The sequence below is a fragment of the Streptomyces sp. NPDC001231 genome (assembly GCF_042896885.1).
Lineage (GTDB): Bacteria > Actinomycetota > Actinomycetes > Streptomycetales > Streptomycetaceae > Streptomyces.
Genome location: NZ_JBIAXS010000017.1, coordinates 81250 through 97407 on the forward strand (window position 1 = coordinate 81250; position 16158 = coordinate 97407).

At 72.1% G+C, this 16158-nt stretch carries 14 protein-coding genes; 3 read left to right on the plus strand and 11 right to left on the minus strand.

From position 1 onward, the window contains the following. Window positions 1-324 precede the first annotated feature (324 nt). From ACFY3J_RS21540 to ACFY3J_RS21580, 9 genes are all read right to left on the minus strand, one after another. Window positions 325-2109 carry an N-acetylglutaminylglutamine amidotransferase gene (locus tag ACFY3J_RS21540; protein WP_384182001.1) on the minus strand — a complete coding sequence of 595 codons (1785 nt, stop codon included), beginning with the start codon at window positions 2107-2109 and terminating at the stop codon, window positions 325-327. After that, window positions 2109-2249, minus strand: coding sequence for a hypothetical protein (locus ACFY3J_RS21545; RefSeq protein ID WP_384181998.1), 141 nt, complete (start codon window positions 2247-2249; stop codon window positions 2109-2111). The genes ACFY3J_RS21540 and ACFY3J_RS21545 overlap by 1 nt, the downstream gene beginning before the upstream one ends. Window positions 2250-2329: 80 nt before the next feature. After that, window positions 2330-3493 (minus strand): YbdK family carboxylate-amine ligase, encoded by a 1164-nt coding sequence (locus ACFY3J_RS21550; RefSeq protein ID WP_384181996.1) that lies wholly within the window; start codon window positions 3491-3493, stop codon window positions 2330-2332. 822 nt (window positions 3494-4315) lie between these two features. Further along, window positions 4316-4789 carry a hypothetical protein gene (locus ACFY3J_RS21555; RefSeq protein WP_384181993.1) on the minus strand — a complete coding sequence of 158 codons (474 nt, stop codon included), beginning with the start codon at window positions 4787-4789 and terminating at the stop codon, window positions 4316-4318. Between the two features lie 423 nt (window positions 4790-5212). Further along, window positions 5213-6451 (minus strand): cytochrome P450, encoded by a 1239-nt coding sequence (locus ACFY3J_RS21560; RefSeq protein ID WP_390841503.1) that lies wholly within the window; start codon window positions 6449-6451, stop codon window positions 5213-5215. Between the two features lie 49 nt (window positions 6452-6500). Continuing rightward, the gene (locus ACFY3J_RS21565) at window positions 6501-7895 is read right to left on the minus strand and encodes an NAD(P)/FAD-dependent oxidoreductase (protein WP_384181984.1); all 1395 of its coding nucleotides are present in this window, start codon (window positions 7893-7895) and stop codon (window positions 6501-6503) included. Then, the gene (locus tag ACFY3J_RS21570) at window positions 7885-8130 is read right to left on the minus strand and encodes a ferredoxin (protein WP_390841504.1); all 246 of its coding nucleotides are present in this window, start codon (window positions 8128-8130) and stop codon (window positions 7885-7887) included. The genes ACFY3J_RS21565 and ACFY3J_RS21570 overlap by 11 nt, the downstream gene beginning before the upstream one ends. A gap of 187 nt (window positions 8131-8317) precedes the next feature. Then, window positions 8318-8992, minus strand: coding sequence for a hypothetical protein (locus ACFY3J_RS21575; protein ID WP_390841505.1), 675 nt, complete (start codon window positions 8990-8992; stop codon window positions 8318-8320). Continuing rightward, complete coding sequence (locus tag ACFY3J_RS21580; protein ID WP_390841506.1) at window positions 8989-10632, minus strand: multicopper oxidase family protein; 1644 nt, start codon at window positions 10630-10632, stop codon at window positions 8989-8991. Before ACFY3J_RS21580 ends, ACFY3J_RS21575 begins: the two co-directional genes overlap by 4 nt. A gap of 470 nt (window positions 10633-11102) precedes the next feature. On the opposite strand from ACFY3J_RS21580, the gene ACFY3J_RS21585 reads away from it, so the two are divergent. Further along, entirely contained in the window at window positions 11103-13121 is a 2019-nt protein-coding gene (locus ACFY3J_RS21585; RefSeq protein WP_390841507.1) for a DUF1996 domain-containing protein, read from the plus strand. A 379-nt stretch (window positions 13122-13500) separates the two neighbouring features. Here ACFY3J_RS21585 and ACFY3J_RS21590 read toward each other — a convergent pair whose 3' ends face one another. Further along, complete coding sequence (locus ACFY3J_RS21590) at window positions 13501-14340, minus strand: ABC transporter ATP-binding protein (protein WP_384181969.1); 840 nt, start codon at window positions 14338-14340, stop codon at window positions 13501-13503. A gap of 240 nt (window positions 14341-14580) precedes the next feature. Here ACFY3J_RS21590 and ACFY3J_RS21595 point away from each other — a divergent pair, with 240 nt between their 5' ends. Then, window positions 14581-15036 (plus strand): ATP-binding protein, encoded by a 456-nt coding sequence (locus ACFY3J_RS21595; RefSeq protein WP_384181966.1) that lies wholly within the window; start codon window positions 14581-14583, stop codon window positions 15034-15036. 28 nt (window positions 15037-15064) lie between these two features. On the opposite strand, the gene ACFY3J_RS21600 is transcribed toward ACFY3J_RS21595, so the two are convergent. Next, window positions 15065-15796: a L,D-transpeptidase family protein gene (locus ACFY3J_RS21600; RefSeq protein WP_390841509.1), complete on the minus strand. Its 732-nt coding sequence runs from the start codon at window positions 15794-15796 to the stop codon at window positions 15065-15067. 135 nt (window positions 15797-15931) lie between these two features. Between ACFY3J_RS21600 and ACFY3J_RS21605 the strand changes: the two genes are divergently transcribed. Then, window positions 15932-16144, plus strand: coding sequence for a hypothetical protein (locus ACFY3J_RS21605; RefSeq protein WP_384181960.1), 213 nt, complete (start codon window positions 15932-15934; stop codon window positions 16142-16144). The last annotated feature ends 14 nt before the right edge of the window (window positions 16145-16158 follow it).

A 16158-nucleotide genomic window follows, 5' to 3' on the forward strand; every position in this document is an offset into this window, starting at 1 on the left:
CCTTGCTCCGGGCCCGGTCGGTTGGCGTGGGGCTTTGCTTGGCTCGGGTCCGGTCGGTCGGCGCGGGGCCCGCCCCGTTTCCGCTTCCGTCTCCCCGCGCGGGGCCCGCCCCGTCTCCCCGTGCGGGACCCGCCCCGCCTTCCGCCCGGTCACGCTGCTCGGGGCCCGCCCGGCCCGCGGCCGGGTCCGTCCCGGAGGGGTCCGGCCGGGTTCGTTCGGGGGAACACCCCCGCGCGTCACTCGGCGAGGCAGCCCCCGTGGTCGGCAGGGCAGCCCGCGTACCCCCCGCGTCCCCGGCCGGGAGCGGTGGTGAGGATGAGCCGGTCAGCGGATTCCGTGGGTCTGCAGCCATATCTCCAGCAATGCAACCTGCCACAGCGCGTTCGCCCCGCGCTTGGTGCGGTGGGCGTCGGGCGCGGCGAGCAGCTCGTCGACGTAACTCTGGCGGAACAGCCCGCGGGCCCGCGCCTCGGGGGCGTACAGGGCCTCGCGGACGCGTAGCAGCACCGGTGCGGCCATGTGCTTGATCGCCGGGACGGGGAAGTAGCCCTTGGGCCGGTCGACGACCTCCCGCGGCAGGACCTTGCGTCCCGCCGCCTTCAGGACGCCCTTCCCGCCGTCCGCGAGCTTGAGTGCGGGTGGACAGGCGGCGGCCAGCTCGACCAGTTCGTGGTCGAGGAACGGCACGCGGGCCTCAAGCCCCCAGTCCATGGTCATGTTGTCGACCCGCTTGACCGGGTCGTCGACCATCATCACGTGGGTGTCCAGCCGCAGATCCGCGTCCAGCGCGGTCTCGGCGCCCGGCACGGCCATGTGCTCCCGCACGAAGTCGCCGCAGACGTCGTGGCCGGGCAGCACCGAGGGTTCCAGCATGCGAGCGAGGTCGGCGTGCGGCCGGTCGAAGTACGTCTCGGCGTACGCGTCGGCCGCGCGGTGCCGGGGCACGCGCGCCATCGCCGGGTACCAGTGGTAGCCGGCGAAGACCTCGTCGGCGCCCTGACCGCTCTGCACGACCTTGACCTCCTTGGCCACCTGCTCGGACAGCAGGTGGAAGGCGACCACGTCGTGGCTGGTCATGGGCTCGCTCATGGCCAGGACGGCACCCTCCAGGGCCCGCGAGACCCGGTCGGAGGGGACCATCAGCTGGTGGTGGTCCGTGCCGAAGTGCCGTGCCATCAGGTCGGAGTAGTGGAACTCGTCGCCCTCCTCGCCTCCTTCGGACTCGAAGCCGACGCTGAACGTGGCCAGGTCGCACTGCCCCTCGTCGGCCAGCAGCGCCACGATGAGGCTGGAGTCCAGGCCGCCCGACAGCAGCACGCCCACCGGCACATCGGCGACCATCCGGCGCCGCACGGCCGTGCGCAGCGCCTCCAGGACCGCGTCCGTCCAGTCCTCCGTACTCAGACCGGCGTACTCGGGGCGGCGCGTGTAGGCGGGCTGCCAGTAGCAGCGGTCGCGGTACGTGCCGTCCGGCTCGACGACCCGGACGGTTGCGGGCGGCAGTTTGCGCACGCCGTTGAGGACGGTGCGGGGCGCGGGCACGGTCGCGTGCCAGCTGAGGTACTGGTGCAGCGCGACGGGGTCGATGGAGGTGTCCACCCCGCCGGCCGCCAGCAGCGCGGGCAGCGAGGAGGCGAACCGGAGCCGCCCGGGCGACTCCGCGAGGTACAGCGGCTTGATGCCCAGCCGGTCGCGGGCCAGGACCATCCGCCCGCTGTCCTGCTCGACGATCACGAAGGCGAACATGCCGAGGAAGTGGTCGACGCAGGAGGTGCCCCACTCCAGGTAGGCCTTCAGGACCACCTCGGTGTCGGACTCCGAGAAGAACTGATGGCCCCGCGAGGCCAGTTCGCGGCGCAGCTCGCGGTAGTTGTAGACGCACCCGTTGAACACGCCGACGACCCGTGCCCGGGGGTCGGCCATCGGCTGCGCGCCGCTGTCCGTCAGGTCGATGATCTTCAGCCGCCGGTGGCCGAGGGCGACGGGCCCCTGCGACCACAGCCCGCGGCCGTCGGGCCCGCGGGGCGCGAGCCGGTCGGTCATGCGTTCCACCGCGGCCAGATCCGGCTGCCGGCCGTCGAACCGGACCTCGCCGGTGAGCCCGCACATCAGACGGTCCTCCCTTCCGTGGCGGCCTTCTCGACGGCCGCGGGGGGTCTGCCGTCGGTGACGGACGCGCGCGGGGCCCGGACGGAGGCCGGGGCGGCCGGGCGGTCGGCGGTGGATGCGGGGGCGGGTACGGGGGACATGGCGACCACTCTCCTGGGACGGTCGTCGGGCACCGCCGATGGCGGTGGCGAGCGGGTCGGGCCGGGATGGGGACGGCCCGTCAGGCTCCGGCACCTCCGGCGATCGGGCTCGGGCGGGGGGCACGGACGGGTCGGGCCGGCGCGACCGGGCGCGGGCCGGCGGCGCCGCGGGTCTCGGCGACCAGCAGGTCGATGCTGGCGAGCAGGTCCTCGTTCCCGGCCACCCGCCGCAGCCGGTGCGCGGCACTGCCGCAGGCCAGAGCCCGGGTGAGCAGTTCGTGTACGGCCTCCCAGTCGCCGGACGCCTCCAGCGCGGGGCGGAGCCGGGCCGCCATGCCGCGCAGCACCTCGGGGGCGGGGGCCGCGCGCCGGGTGACCGGGTCGACCAGCGCGCCCTCCAGACCCGAGCGGGCGGCTCGCCAGGTGGCGGCCCGCAGCCACTCGTGGTGGCCGTCGCACCGGCCGCCGTCGCCGCGGGCCAGCCGGTCGCACGCGTCCCGGACCAGAGCCCGGAAGAACCCCGCGACCAGCACGACCGTCTCCACACGCGGACAGGCGTCGCAGATCCGCAGCTCCAGCGTGCGCTGGTGCGCGGAGGGCCGTACGTCGTGGTAGATCATGCCGGCGTCGCCGATGACGCCCGAGCGGATCAGCTCCTCCAGTGCCGCGTCGTACGCGTCGGCGTCGGCGTAGCAGCCGGGTGGCCCGGCGGTGGGCCAGCGCTGCCACAGCATCGTCCGCCAGCTCGCGTAGCCGGTGTCCGCGCCGAGCCAGAACGGCGAACTGGCCGACAGCGCGAGCAGCGGTGGCAGCCACGGCGCGACCAGGCACATGGCGCGTACGGCGGTGTCCCGGTCCGGTATGTCGACGTGCACCTGCGCGCTGCAGATGAGCTGTTCGTCGGCGACCCTGCGGTACTCGTCGGCCATGTGCCGGAAACGGCGCCCGGCGGTGACGTTGCCGGAGCTCACGCGGGCCAGTGGCACGGTGCCGGCGGCCACCGTGACGAGGCCGAGCGAGGAGGCCGCCGTGTCCAGCAGCCGCCGAGAACGGGCCAGGTCCGCGAGGAGGGCGTCGAGGGTGTCGTGCACCGCGCTGTTCGCCTCGACCACGGACTGCTGGAGCTCGGTGGTGAATCCGGGCCTGCGTAGCCGGTCCAGTACGGCGCGGGCGCGTGGCACCAGCCGGCCGCTCTCGACGTCCAGCACGTGGAACTCTTCCTCTGCCCCGATGCGCAGCGTCACGTCACGTTCTCCCCTTGCCTGGTGGTCACCCGGCCGTCGCCTCCGGGTCCCACTGGGGACCACTGCGGCTCCGGGACCCCCGAGTGCCCAGACCGGGACCTTCACAAGCCTCCCGACCGCCTCCGATGCCGCCGGCCCTCTGCCGACCGCGCGCCCTGCGCCCCCATTCGGGGCAGCGATGGGGCGGTTGGGCCGGGCCCGCGGGGGCGAGAAATCCGTGGCGGTCCGGCGGGCGATGCCGGGATGCCCCGATGCGAGACCAGACGTCGATGACCGTGGACCGGCAGTACCTCCGGAGCGTGCCCCGGTTCCGGTTGGAAGAGCCGGCCCTCGTGCAGGTCCGCGTGGTCGAAGGAGTCCGGGACACCGACGGCCGCCGGCTCCTCGCACCATGCGACAAGGCGCGGCCGGAGGCCGTCGAGCCTGCGCCGGTCGTCCGGCCGCAGTGCGGAACTCTCCGCGAGGACCCGGTCGAAGAGGTCGGGCAGGGCGCGGGTACGGGCGCTGGGCACGCCCAGCGGGCCGGCCGTCCACCCACCCCGGGGCGGCGTCCCGCCAGGTCGCGTCCTCCCACGGTGTCACCGCGTCCCGGTACCTGCCAGCCGTGAGCCGGGCGCGGGCCGCAGCCGAGCGGAACTCACCCGCGCGGTGACCCTGGCCTGGCGGCTCGCCGCGCCGGCCGGGGCCTGTTCCTGGGGTCGTGTCTTCCCGTCCGTGTCCGGCGGCGGCGCCGGCACTCCGGGCAGCGCGGAGAGCGCGAGCCGGCTGCTGGAGCTCTTCAACGAGCCGCCCTTGTTGAACCACGCCCGTGGGGCGGACGGATCAGTCCCAGAGGGGATAGGTCTGCACCTGCGGGTAGCCCTCCGGCCGCCCCGCCGGGAACTCCAGGCTCATCCGGGTGAAGTGCCGTACCTCCGGGCGCTTCTTCCAGGGTTCCGGGCTGTCCAGGCGCACGATCACCGGGTACTCGTGGAACCTTCCGGCCGCGCAGTAGGGCTTGCAGTCGTTGACGAGGTTGAAGCCCCGGGCCGTCGCGGACCGGTCGCTCCACTGCGACCAGTGCAATGCGGACAGGACGCTGTTGCCGTCGCCGCAGGCGAGGATGAACGCGTCGGGTCGCTGCCGCGGCTTCCACAGGCAGTCGACCAGCACCGGCTGCCCGCCCGCCCGCTTCACGGCGTGCGCCGAGGCGTTCCCGTGGGAGGCCGCCGGTGCGGCGGAGGCCGTACCCACGCCTGCTGTGAGCAGCCCCGCGGCGCAGAGCACGACCGCTGTCCTCATTGTGTGTCTGCCCATGTCCGCTCCCGGCCGACGACGTCCTGGTTTCCTAAAGACGCTACGGCCGAGCCGGGCGACGTACCACTCGTGCGGGGTGATGCCGTGTTCGTGTCGAGTGGCGGGTCGTCGTCCGCGTCCTGCTGGCAGGTGGCGCACAGTTCGTGGTGACCGTCGGTGGTGACGACGGTTCCCCAGCCCAGGCACTGCTCGCAGTCGCGGGCCAGGCCCAGATCGGGGTGGGGAGGAGGGGCGGGGTTGGCGCTGTGGTGGGCTCCGTACGCCATACGGGGGCGGCTCCTCGAAGCGGTGGTGGGGGGATGCACACCATTTTGTCCCATTTTTGAGATCTGTCCAGAGTTTTTTCCTGTGCTTGGGCCCGCACAGGACGTAACGGGCGCTGGATTTGGGGTTGGCCCCGAGGCCGGCCGTGGCGTGGTGGCTCTACGAGCGCACCGAGTCGATGGCGATGTTCAGATGGCGGGGGCCACGCAGCACCGCGTTCTGCCGGTAGGGCGGCGGGTCCTCCACCAGGCGGGGGTTGTCCAGGCGGCGGGTCAGCTCGGCCAGTGCGAGCTGCGCCTCCCGCCGGGCCAGCGGCGCGCCGAAGCAGATGTGGATGCCGCTGCCGAAGCCGAGGTGCTCGATGTCCTCGCGGTCGGGGTCGAACCGGTCGGGATCCCGGAACCGCTCCGGGTCCCGGTTGCCCGCGGCGAGCATCAGCCAGATCCGCGAACCCCTGGGAATCGTGACCCCGCGCAGCTCGATGTCGGCGACACAGGTGCGCTGCGGCACCAGCTGCACGGGAGGCTCGTAACGCAGCAGCTCCTCCACGATCCTGACGGACAGTCCCGGATCCCCGCGCAGCCGGTGCAGGTGCTCCGGGTGGCGCAGCAGCGTGAGCATGCCGTTGGTGATGAGGTTGACCGTCGTCTCGTGGCCCGCGATCAGCAGCAGCACCGCCGTGCTGAGCACCTCCATCATCGACATGGTCCCGTCCGCGCCGTGACTGGCCGCCAGGTCGGACAGCAGGTCGTCGCGGGGCTCCTTGGTGCGCTGCTCGACCAGACCGGCCAGGTACATGCCCAGCTGCATCCGGGCCTCCTGTGCGGCGCGCTGGAAGTCGTCGTCGGTGCGCTGCCGGGTCTCCGGGTCCAGGGCGGCGACGATCGGGTCCACCCAGGCGCGAAAGCGCGGCTCGTCCTCGCGCGGTACTCCGAGCAGCCGGCAGATCACCGTCACCGGGAAGGGGTAGGCGAACTGGTCGACGACGTCGATCTGCCGGGCGTCGCCGAAGCCGTCGACGAGCTCGGTGATGATCCCGGTGAGTTCCCCGCTCATGGAGTCGATCCGGTCGGGCCGGTGCGGCGGGCCGAAGGAGCTGTTGGCGATCCGCCGCAGCCGGTCGTGCTCGGGCGGGTCGAGCCTGATGAAGCTCGGCGGCAGCCCCGTGGCCTCCGGTCCCGACAGCTCGTCCGCGCCGGCGGCGGTGAGGTTGGTGGCGTCCGAGCTGACCCTCGGGTCGTGGAGCAGCCCGAGGATGTCGTAGTACGAGCTCACGACGTAGGGGCCGTCCTCCTCCTCGTGCAGCACCGGTGTCCTGCGCAGCTCCTCGTAGAGCGGATAGGGGTTGGCGCGGTTGGCGTAGTCGGTGATCCGGTGCAGGAGCGAGGCGTGCGTCATGTCGGGTCCTTGGGGCGTGGAGGTCCGGAGGTCCGGGGCGGGCGCCGGTTCAGTGGCGGGCAGGCGTGAAGACCAGTTGCCGGTCGGCCGGGGAGTAACCGCTGAGGGTCACGGTCGGGCCGTGCGTCGGCAGCGACGGGTCGGGGAAGTCGGCCGGCACCGGCTTGCGGCCCTCGGGCCGGCGGTCCACCGTCGTGAACTCCACCGGGAACGGAGCCCCCGTCTCGATCAGCCGCTGGTAGAACTCCAGCCACCGCGTGTTGTCGAAGCTGACGGCGGCGATCACGCGGCCCTGGTAGCCGTACACCCCGACGAACCGCCGCTCGGTCAGCGATCCCTGGGTGATCATGATCTCCTCGCCCATGGACGGTACGCCGACCGACTTGATGTTCACGCCGAACTGCGAGGACCAGAAGGCGGGCACCCAGATGTGCGGGCGCCGGTCGGCGCTGGCGCTGATCATGTTGTGCGCGGCCACCTCGGCCTGGGCGACGGCGTTGCCCCAGTGCTCCAGGGACAGGAACTGGTAGCTGAACAGCGGATGCGGGGAGCGGGCGACGTCGCCGGCGACGTAGATGTCGTCGGTGACGATGCCCCGGAAGTCGAAGGCCCGGCAGCCCGCGTCGCAGGCGATGCCGCGCGGGCCGGCGCCCAGCCCCGAGCCCACCAGCCAGTCGGTGTTGCGGGTCGCGCCCAGCGAGACCACCACCACGTCCGTCTCGACGACACTGCCGTCGGACAGGTGCGCCGCCCGCACCCGGCCCGTCGCGTCGCCCTCCAGACCGGTGACCATGACCCCGGTGCGCAGGTCCACCCCGTTCTCGCGCTGCAGCTCCGCGGCCACCGCGCCGATCACCCCGCCGAGCGCGCCCACCAGGGGAGCGTCGGCCCGCTCCGCGACCGTGACCGCGATGCCCTGGTTCCGGCACGCCGAGGCGATCTCCGAACCGGTGAAGCCGGCCCCGATGATCAGCACCCGGCGCGGCGGGCCCTTCATCCGCCGGTGCAGACGGACCGCGTCGTCCCGGGTGCGCAGCACGAACACCCCGTCCAGTTGGGCCTCGTCCTCCTTCGGCCAGGGCCGGGCGCGCACACCGGTCGCGATCAGCAGCCGGTCGTAGGGCACCTCCTCGCCGTCCGCCAGCCGCACCCGCCTGGCCGCCATGTCCAGTCCGGCCGCCGCGACCCCGAGCCGCCAGGTCGCGTCGATGTCCCGGCGCCGGGGCAGCTCGGTGTGGTCCGGGGACGCCATGCCGAGCAGCACCGCCTTGGACAGCGGGGGGCGGTCGTACGGCTCGTAGGGCTCGTCACCGATCATGGTGAGTGGTCCGGCGAACCTTTCGGCACGCAGCGTCTCGGCGGCTCTGAGGCCCGCCAGCGAGGCACCCACGATCACGATCCGGCCTTCGCGTCCGAGCCACTCGTGGAAGGCCTCAGCGGGCATCGGAGGCCTCCCGCCCGGCGCCGACGGGCTCGTCGCCCGCGTCGTCCAGCTCCTCGGCCGTGATCGCCTGCACCGGGCACGCCGCGACGGCACGCGCGACCCTCACCCGCTGCTCCGTGCCGGGTCGCGGGTTGTAGACCAGCGACTCCTCGCCGTGCATGGTGAACACGCCCGGCGCGAGGAACGCGCACTGCGCGTACCCCTGGCACTTGTTGAGATCGACGACAAGCCTCATCGGCGACCCACCCTTCCCGGCGGCCAGGCCCTCGGGAACCACCCGCTCGGCGGGCACCCTCGGACGGCGGTCATCCCACGTCAGGATCGAAGCCCCGCTGCCCTCCCCGCGCGTCAGGACCCGCCGATGGAGTGACGGGACGGCGCGGCGGAAGGAGCGGCGGGGCCGGACAGCGCAGGGAGCCGAGTCAGACGGCCGGGGCGGTGCCGGGCCGCGCCCGGCGGCCGCCGGCCATCAGGATGTACGTGCTGAGGGCCAGCGACCACGCCGGGAACGCCAGTTCGACCCACGGCACGTTCGACGCGGCGAACAGCAGCACCAGGGCGGTGAGCAGACCCAGCAGCGTCAGCCACCGCGGCAGCACCCCCAGCCGGTGTCCCATCACCGACAGCGAGCACGCGAAGACCGCCGCCATCCGCATCGCGTACCCGGTCATCAGCGTGTACGCGAAGTGGCGACCGAAGTTCCACGCGGCGAGCCCGTCGGAGGCGCCGGGCGGGTGCGCGACCGCGAGCACCGCATCGGCGGCCGCGGCCGCCCCGAACATGGCGGCCACGAACACCAGTCCGCTGCCCAGGAAGACGGTCGCCAGGAACTTGTCCTCGGCGTCCCCGACATGGGCGCGTACCACGCCGGTGAACCACAGGAAGAAGATGCCGGCGAACGGCACGAGAGCCAGTGCCGCCCGCACCGCATCGCGCTGCGCGGAGTCGGTGGACCCCTGGAAGGCGACCGCTTCCGCGCCCTCGGGGATCCCCAGCCGGATCAGGACGATCACCGCCGCGAGCAGCAGCGCGAACAGCACCCCGGCCAGTCCGGCCGCGCGAGGCGTCCGCAGTGGCCGCTCGGGCACTTCGGTCACTTGAGGTAGCCGAGGATGGTCATCATCCCGGACTCGGAGTGGTACTGGTTGTGGCAGTGGAGCATCCACAGGCCCGGGTTGTCGGCGTAGAAGTCCACCACCAGCCTGTTCCCCGGCAATACGATCGCGGTGTCCTTGCGCGCTCCGCGGCCCTTCGGGCCGGTGATGGCGAAGGTGTGCCCGTGCAGGTGCAGCGGGTGCCACATGCCGGTGTGGTTGAGGAAGGTGATCCGGACCCGCTCGCCCCGGCGGACCGGATGGCGCTGCTCGACCGAGTACGGTCTGCGGTCGAAGCTCCAGTTGTACCACTTCATGTTGCCGGTCAGTTTGATCTGGATCTCGCGGTCCGGCTCGTCGTCGGAAAACGCCACCGAGTCGGCGGGGGCGAGCTCGTAGGCGGACAGGAAGCGGCCGTCCAGCTCGTTGGGGCGGACGGAGGGCGCGGGCAGGTTCTTGGACTTTCCGGTGTTCAGTACGGCGAGGGCGCGCGCGTCCTTGCCCTCGGCCAGCGCGACCAGGGGGAACACCCCGTCCTTGGCGGTGATGACGACGTCGTAGCGCTCTGCCATGCCGATCACCAGCGCGTCCGTCGTACGGTGCTCGACCGGGTAGCCGTCCGTGTGCGTCACCGTCATCTCGTGGCCACCCAGGGCCACTCGGAAGGCGGTGTCGGCACCCGCGTTGATGAACCGCACCCGGATGCGGTCGCCGGGGCGGGCCCGGAAGACCGACGGAGCGTGCGGGACACGGCCGTTGATCAGGTAGTAGGGGTAGTCGACGTTGCCGCCCATGCCTTGCAGGATGCGGCTGAGACCGCCCCGCAGGATGCGGTCGGGGCCGTGGGACGAGCCCTGCGGGGCCGAATGCCCGCCGTGACCGCCGCCCATGTCCATGCCATGCATGCCCTTGGGAATGGGGCCCTTGACCTTCTGCAACTGCGCGAGCACGCCATCCGGAGTGGAGCCGGCCAGGCCGTCCACCCAGTCGTCCAGGACCACCACCCACTCCTTGTCGTACGACAAGGACTCTTTGGGGTCGTCGATGATCAGCGGTGCGTACAGGCCGCGGTCGAGCTGCATGCCCTCGTGCGAATGCAGCAGGTACGTGCCGGGGTGGGACACGACGAAGCGGTAGTTGAACTCCGAGCCGGGCTTGATGGTCCTCTGGGTCAGTCCCGGCACGCCGTCCATGTCGCAGCGCAGGCGCACTCCGTGCGAGTGCACCGTCGTCCCCACGGGCAGGCGGTTGACGAGCGTGAAGTCGAGGATGTCACCCGCGGTGGCCCGGACCGCCTCGCCCGGGATCCTGTCGCTGTACGCCCAGGTCTTGACGCTCTTGCCGGCCAGGTCGAACGACGTCTCCCGGGCGGTGAACTTGTACTTGCGCACCCGCCCGGCCCCGCGCTTGCGCTCGGCGGCCAGGACCTCCGGGTCGGACGGGTTCACGTACCCCTTGGGCCCCTTGGGAACGAACGGGCGGAAGCCGTCGATGGTCCCGGGGCCCAGCGCGGACCCCGAGCCCTGCCCCGAGCCCCGAGCGGACCCCGAGAGGGAGTCGGCCCCGGAGCAGGCGGTCAGGAGTCCCGAAGCGGCAGCCGTGACCGAGGCACTGAGCAAGGTGCGCCGCGTATATGTGTGCATGACTCGAATAACACACGTTTTGCGGCGATATGTGGGAGAACTGGCGCGGCGCGTCTGGTGATCTCGGCAACCATTGCCTTGGCGGTGGGGCGATACGGGGCATGGCCCGCGCGGCGACGTGCCGGGTCCGGGCATGTGCGCTATGCTGGATCTTCAGCGAGTCACCGGAACTCCCGGTGGTCGGCTGTGCGTTGGTGGTCCAAGGAAAGACGCCCCGCTTCCTGTGGGGAGATGCAGGTGCAAGGCCTGCCCGGCGCTCGTGGACAAGCCCCACTCCCGTGATGGGAGTGGGGCTTTCGTCTTGCCCGCCGAACGGGCGTTCGCGCCACACGCCGATCCACGAGGCGCTGATCGTCGCCGGGCGTGCGACGCGGTGAATCCGCGGGGCGCTTGAACATCCCCGGGCCGAACTCCGTATGGGACGGGGGGATTCACATTCCTGGCCGCCCACGACGCGTAGGAGAAGTTCGGTGAGACGCAACACGCGCAGACGACCCACGGGCCCGCGACGCGCCACGCTCGGCGCGATGGCGCTCATCCTGGGCGGAGGCGGGCTGATGGTCGCCAACGTGTATGCCTCCGCCACCGAAGACACGTCGACGGTGCGGTCCGCCGGGGAATCGGACCGCGACCGGAGCCCGGCGGCGGGAGGCGCCACGATCGACTGCCCGGATGTCGGAGCCGGGCTGACCGCGGTGCCGCAGGAGGCCAAGGCGACCGTCGACGAGCAACTCGCGGTTCTGGACCAGCAGATCGCGAGCGCGTACCAGCAGATGCAGGACGCGGTTCGGGACGGGCGGCTCGACGTCGGCGCGGTGGAGAACACGATCGTGAGCCCGCTCAAGGAGCAGCGTGCCGCGACGATCGGGACCATCGCCGACGCGATCGAACGGGCCGGGGAGCGGCCCGAGGGGCTCGACGACCTCGCGGCCTGCACCCTGCGCACCTCCGGCACCCAGGACGGCGGCGGGGAGGCCGGTCAGGAGCAGGCCGGTCAGGAGCAGAGCCCGCAGGGGGACGGGCAGCAGGAACCCCAGCAGGACGCCGACGGCGGAGGCCAGGCCGGCAACGGCCCCGTGGCCGCGGACTACGCGGACATCACCACCGTGCAGAGCGACGCGCGAAGGCCCCGTGAGGAGGCGGACGCCGCACGCGGCAGCTTCGCCTCCAGCTGCGGAGTGAACGAGGGCGGCCTGTTCAACTCGGACAATGTGATCGTCGCCCCCGGCGTCACCAACGGCGCCCACCACTTCCACGACTACATCGGCAACCAGGCCAACAACGCCTTCGCCAGTGACCAGGACCTGGCGAACGGTGACACGAGCTGCGCCGACAAGGGCGACAAGTCCACCTACTACTGGCCCGTGCTGCGCCTGCAGGACGGAACCCGGGAGCGGGACGCCGACGCCCCCGGCGGCGGGACCGAGGGCAACGCGGGCAGGATCGTGACGCCGAAGCAGGTGACGCTGTCCTTCGAGGGCAGTCCGCGCGGCAAGGTGACGGAGATGCCGCGCTTCCTGCGGATCATCACCGGAGACGCCAAGGCGTTCGTCAACGGCCCCACCAACGCCAACGCCTCCTGGTCCTGCACCGGTTTCGAGGACCGGCAGTTGAAGGACAAGTACCCGCTCTGTCCCGGGGGCAGCGACGTGGTGCGCACCTTCAGGTTCCAGAGCTGCTGGGACGGCCGGAACACCGACAGCGCCAACCACCGTACGCACGTGGCGTTCGCCGACGCCGAAGGCAACTGCCCGGACGGATTCCGGGCGATTCCGCAACTCGTGCAGCGCATCGTCTACGGCGTCGACGCCCCGAGCCTGGACGACGGGGGTGCGACCACCCCGCTGTTCGCCGTGGACTCCTTCCCCGAGCAACTGCACAAGCCGGGCACGGACCACGGCGACTTCATCAACGTCTTCGACGACGACCTGATGAGCCGGATGGTCGACTGCATCAACAGCGGCCGTCAGTGCGGCGCCGGGGCCGACCAGGGCTCGGAGCCCGGCGAGCAGCCGGAGAAACCGCAGGAGTCGCAGGAGCCGCAGGAGCCCGAGGGGAAGCCGACGCAGACCTCGGGCGCGCGGTCCGGAGGCGGCGCCGACAAGGGCGCGGGTACGGGTACGGGCCGGACCGGCAACAGCGGCGCGACCGGGGCGGACGCGAGCGACGCCACGGGTGAGAAGTCCGCGGAGTCCACGAGCGGTGCGGTGGAACCGAAGGCCGACACCTCGGACGCGGCCGAGCGGAGTGCCGCGGGTGGCGCGTCCACGAGCGCGACCGGTACCACGAGCGGCGGCGAGGTGGGCACGCCCGCCTACACGCCGGCTCCCGGCGGAAACGGCCAGGCGGCCGGCGCGCAGACCGAACCGCAGGCCGTCAGGGGCAGCCTGGCCGAGACCGGTGCCCGGTTGTGGCCCGCGGCCGCCGGGGCGGTGCTCGTGACCGCGGGCATCGTGCTGCTGCGCCGGATCAGGCACGGCGCCGTCTGACGGCGCCACAGGCCGCGAAGGGGGGCGGTGGTGGGACCGGTCTCGTGGTCCCACCACCGCCCCTCGGTGTCACTCGGCGCGGGCGAGGCCTCTTCGGGCGTTGTTGTAGATACGCATCAGATGCTTGGCCACGGCGCACGGAATGACGTGTGCATGACATTGTCGACAAGTCCGCATGTGCTGTTCGTAGTCGGAATGCGCTTGCTGCAGAGCAGCGTCTGAAGACGGCATGGGGATCCTTCGCACGGGGGCGTCGGGCGGCACGGTGCGCCCGACTTGACTGGAGTGAAAAGCCAGGAGCCAAAGTTGATCACGTTACTTCGGGTAGTGGAAAGCGCCATCGGACCACCCGGTACGGCGGATCGGAGAGCTGCCCGCCTCACGCGCTCCCGGGGTTCTGCCGCCCGGAATAGGCCCACCAGCGGCCCTCGTGCCGGTTCACTGCGATGGGGCGACCGAAGCACGCGGTCAGCCACGGCCCGGTCAGCACGTCCTCGACGGGCCCCTGGGCCAGGATGCGGCCCTCGCGCAGCAGCAGGGCGTGACTGACGGCGGGGGACAGCTCCTCGAGGTGGTGGGTGACCGTCACGGTGGCGAGCCGTGGCCGCCCCTCCGCGAGCCGGTGCATGGCCTCGACCAGATCCTCGCGGGACGGCAGGTCAAGGGCGTTGAAGGGCTCGTCGAGGAGCAGCAGCGCGGGTTCGGCCATGAGGGCCCGGGCGATGAGGACGCGCGCCCGCTGACCGCCCGAGCAGACTCCGTACGGCCGGTCGGCCAAGTCCTTGATCTCCAACTCGGCCAGCAGTTCGTGGGCGCGCTGCCGCACCTCCTCGTCGTACATCCGCCACAGCGGCTGCACCGTGCCCGTGTGACCGGTCAGCACGACGGTGTGGGCGTCGAGTTCCCCGGGCACGCGCTGCGCCGTGGTGACGTGCCCGATGCGCGCGCGCAGTTCCCGCACGTCGACGCGGCCCAGCAGCTCGCCGAGGACCTCGACGCTGCCGGTCGTGGGGTGCATCAGGGCGCCGAGCAGTCGCAGCAGCGTGGTCTTCCCGGCGCCGTTGGCACCCAGCAGCGCCCAGTGCTGTCCCGCCCGCACCGTCCAGTCGACGCCGTCCAGGATCACCTGCCCGGTCGTGAAGCGGCGGACGCCCACCTCGCGGAGGGCGACGACGGTACCGGGCTCGCGCGTCGTCCGCCCCGCGGTGTCCTCGGCCATCCTGGGCTCCCCTCGACGTCGAGGCCGTCGCTCGACCGGCACCACGAACGGTAGATGCATCAGGCACCTTGTCGCCGAGCTGTCCGGGTCGTGGACGCGGCGCGGCCGCCTCCGGGTTACCGCCCGGTGGGCCGCGCCGGGCGGTAACCCCTGTGACGAAGCCGACACGAACGCCGCACGCGTGCCCGGGGGGAAGTGGGGTATGCGCACGCCGTGAACAGGGTGGTGAAGGCGATTGGGATGGAATCCGTACTCCTCGGTGACGAGGAGCCGGCGCCGGACACCGGCGTGATACGCGTGGCGGCGGCCCTCGACGGCGACGCCGCGTGCATCGCCGAGGCCCGCCATCTCGCGGCCGAGTTCCTGGGCCGGGCGCGGACCGGCCACGGGCTGACGGTCTCGGACCGGGCCCTGGACCTGACCCAGCTCGTGGTCAGCGAACTGGTCACCAACGCCCGCAAGTACGCCTCCGGCCCCATCCTGATGGATCTGCGGATCGCCGGTGACGCCGTGGACATCGCGGTCTGGGACAGTGATCCGGTGCTGCCCGTGGCCCGGGCCGCCGATCCGGGGCGGGTGGGCCAGCACGGTCTGGAGATCGTGATGGCCGTGGTGGAGCGGTTCGAGGTGCGGCGCGAGCCGGTGGGCAAGCGCGTCATCGCCCGCGTCAACCTGCTCGACGCCGCGTGCCCGTGAGGCGGCACCGGCCGGCGGCCGCTCGGCGTCAGGCGTCGAGTTCCGCCTTGTCTCCCATGACCACGACCGGGTGCCGGCGCGGATCGAGGGAGCGCAGCAGATACCGCATCGCCGACTTGGACAGGGTCACGCACGCGGACGTGCCGCTGCCGTGGTCCATGTGCAGCCAGATGCCGCCGCCCCTGGACTGTCCTTCGGGCCGGGTGGGGTCGTTGGGCGACGTTCCCTTGACGCGGTTGAAGTCGATGGCGATGACGTAGTCGAAGTCGTGCCAGGCGTTCTGCGTCCAGTACCGGGGAGCCTGGAACGCGGCGGACCGGGTGTACGGCAGTCCGGCCCCGGGGTCCTCGAGCACGCCGCCGGCGTCGCTCAGCGTGAACACCCCCTCGGGTGTGCGCTGGTCGCCCTCGTGATGGTCCGTCGTCCAGCCCTTCCTGCCGTTGTGGGCCGGCCACGAAGCCGTCCGCTCCCAGCGTGAGCCGTGCTCGGTGAAGAGCTCGACCGTCGAGTCGGGGGAGTCCGGGCCCGCGCCGTAGACCGCGACCACCTGGCGGGACCCGGCCGGCACCCGATGCCACATCCGGTCACCGATGCCCGGCACCCGCCTCGGGGACACGTCGCGTCCGGGCGCGTGCTCCGCCTGTCCGCCGTGGCCCGCCGCGCGCCGGTGGCCCGGGTCGCCGCAGGCCGTCAGCGACATCGCCAGCGCCCCACCGGCCGCCACCACGGCCGCCGTCCGCAACGTTCCGCCCTTTCGCATGGGCCCCATGATGGCACCGCCCCCGGCGCGTTTTTCACCTGAATGGCCGTCCGTGGCTGCGTGCGGGTGGCCCACTCGGTATCTCCTTGGGTGAGAGAGGCGTCCATCGAGGGAGTGGAGCCGATCATGTATGAGATGTGTGCAGGAGTAGAGAAGCCCGGTGGGGCTCTGGTCTGGCACGTCCTGGCCAAGCACACGACCACCACCCTGTGCGGCCAGAAACTGGGTCAGCACGTCGACGGCGCGAGCGCACAGCGGGCTGGACACTGTTCCACCTGCATGGCGTTGTTCGGGAAGCTGATGACCGCACCGCCCGCGGTCGGCTCTCCCGCCGCCACGGACCGGTAGGTCCTGGCATCCGG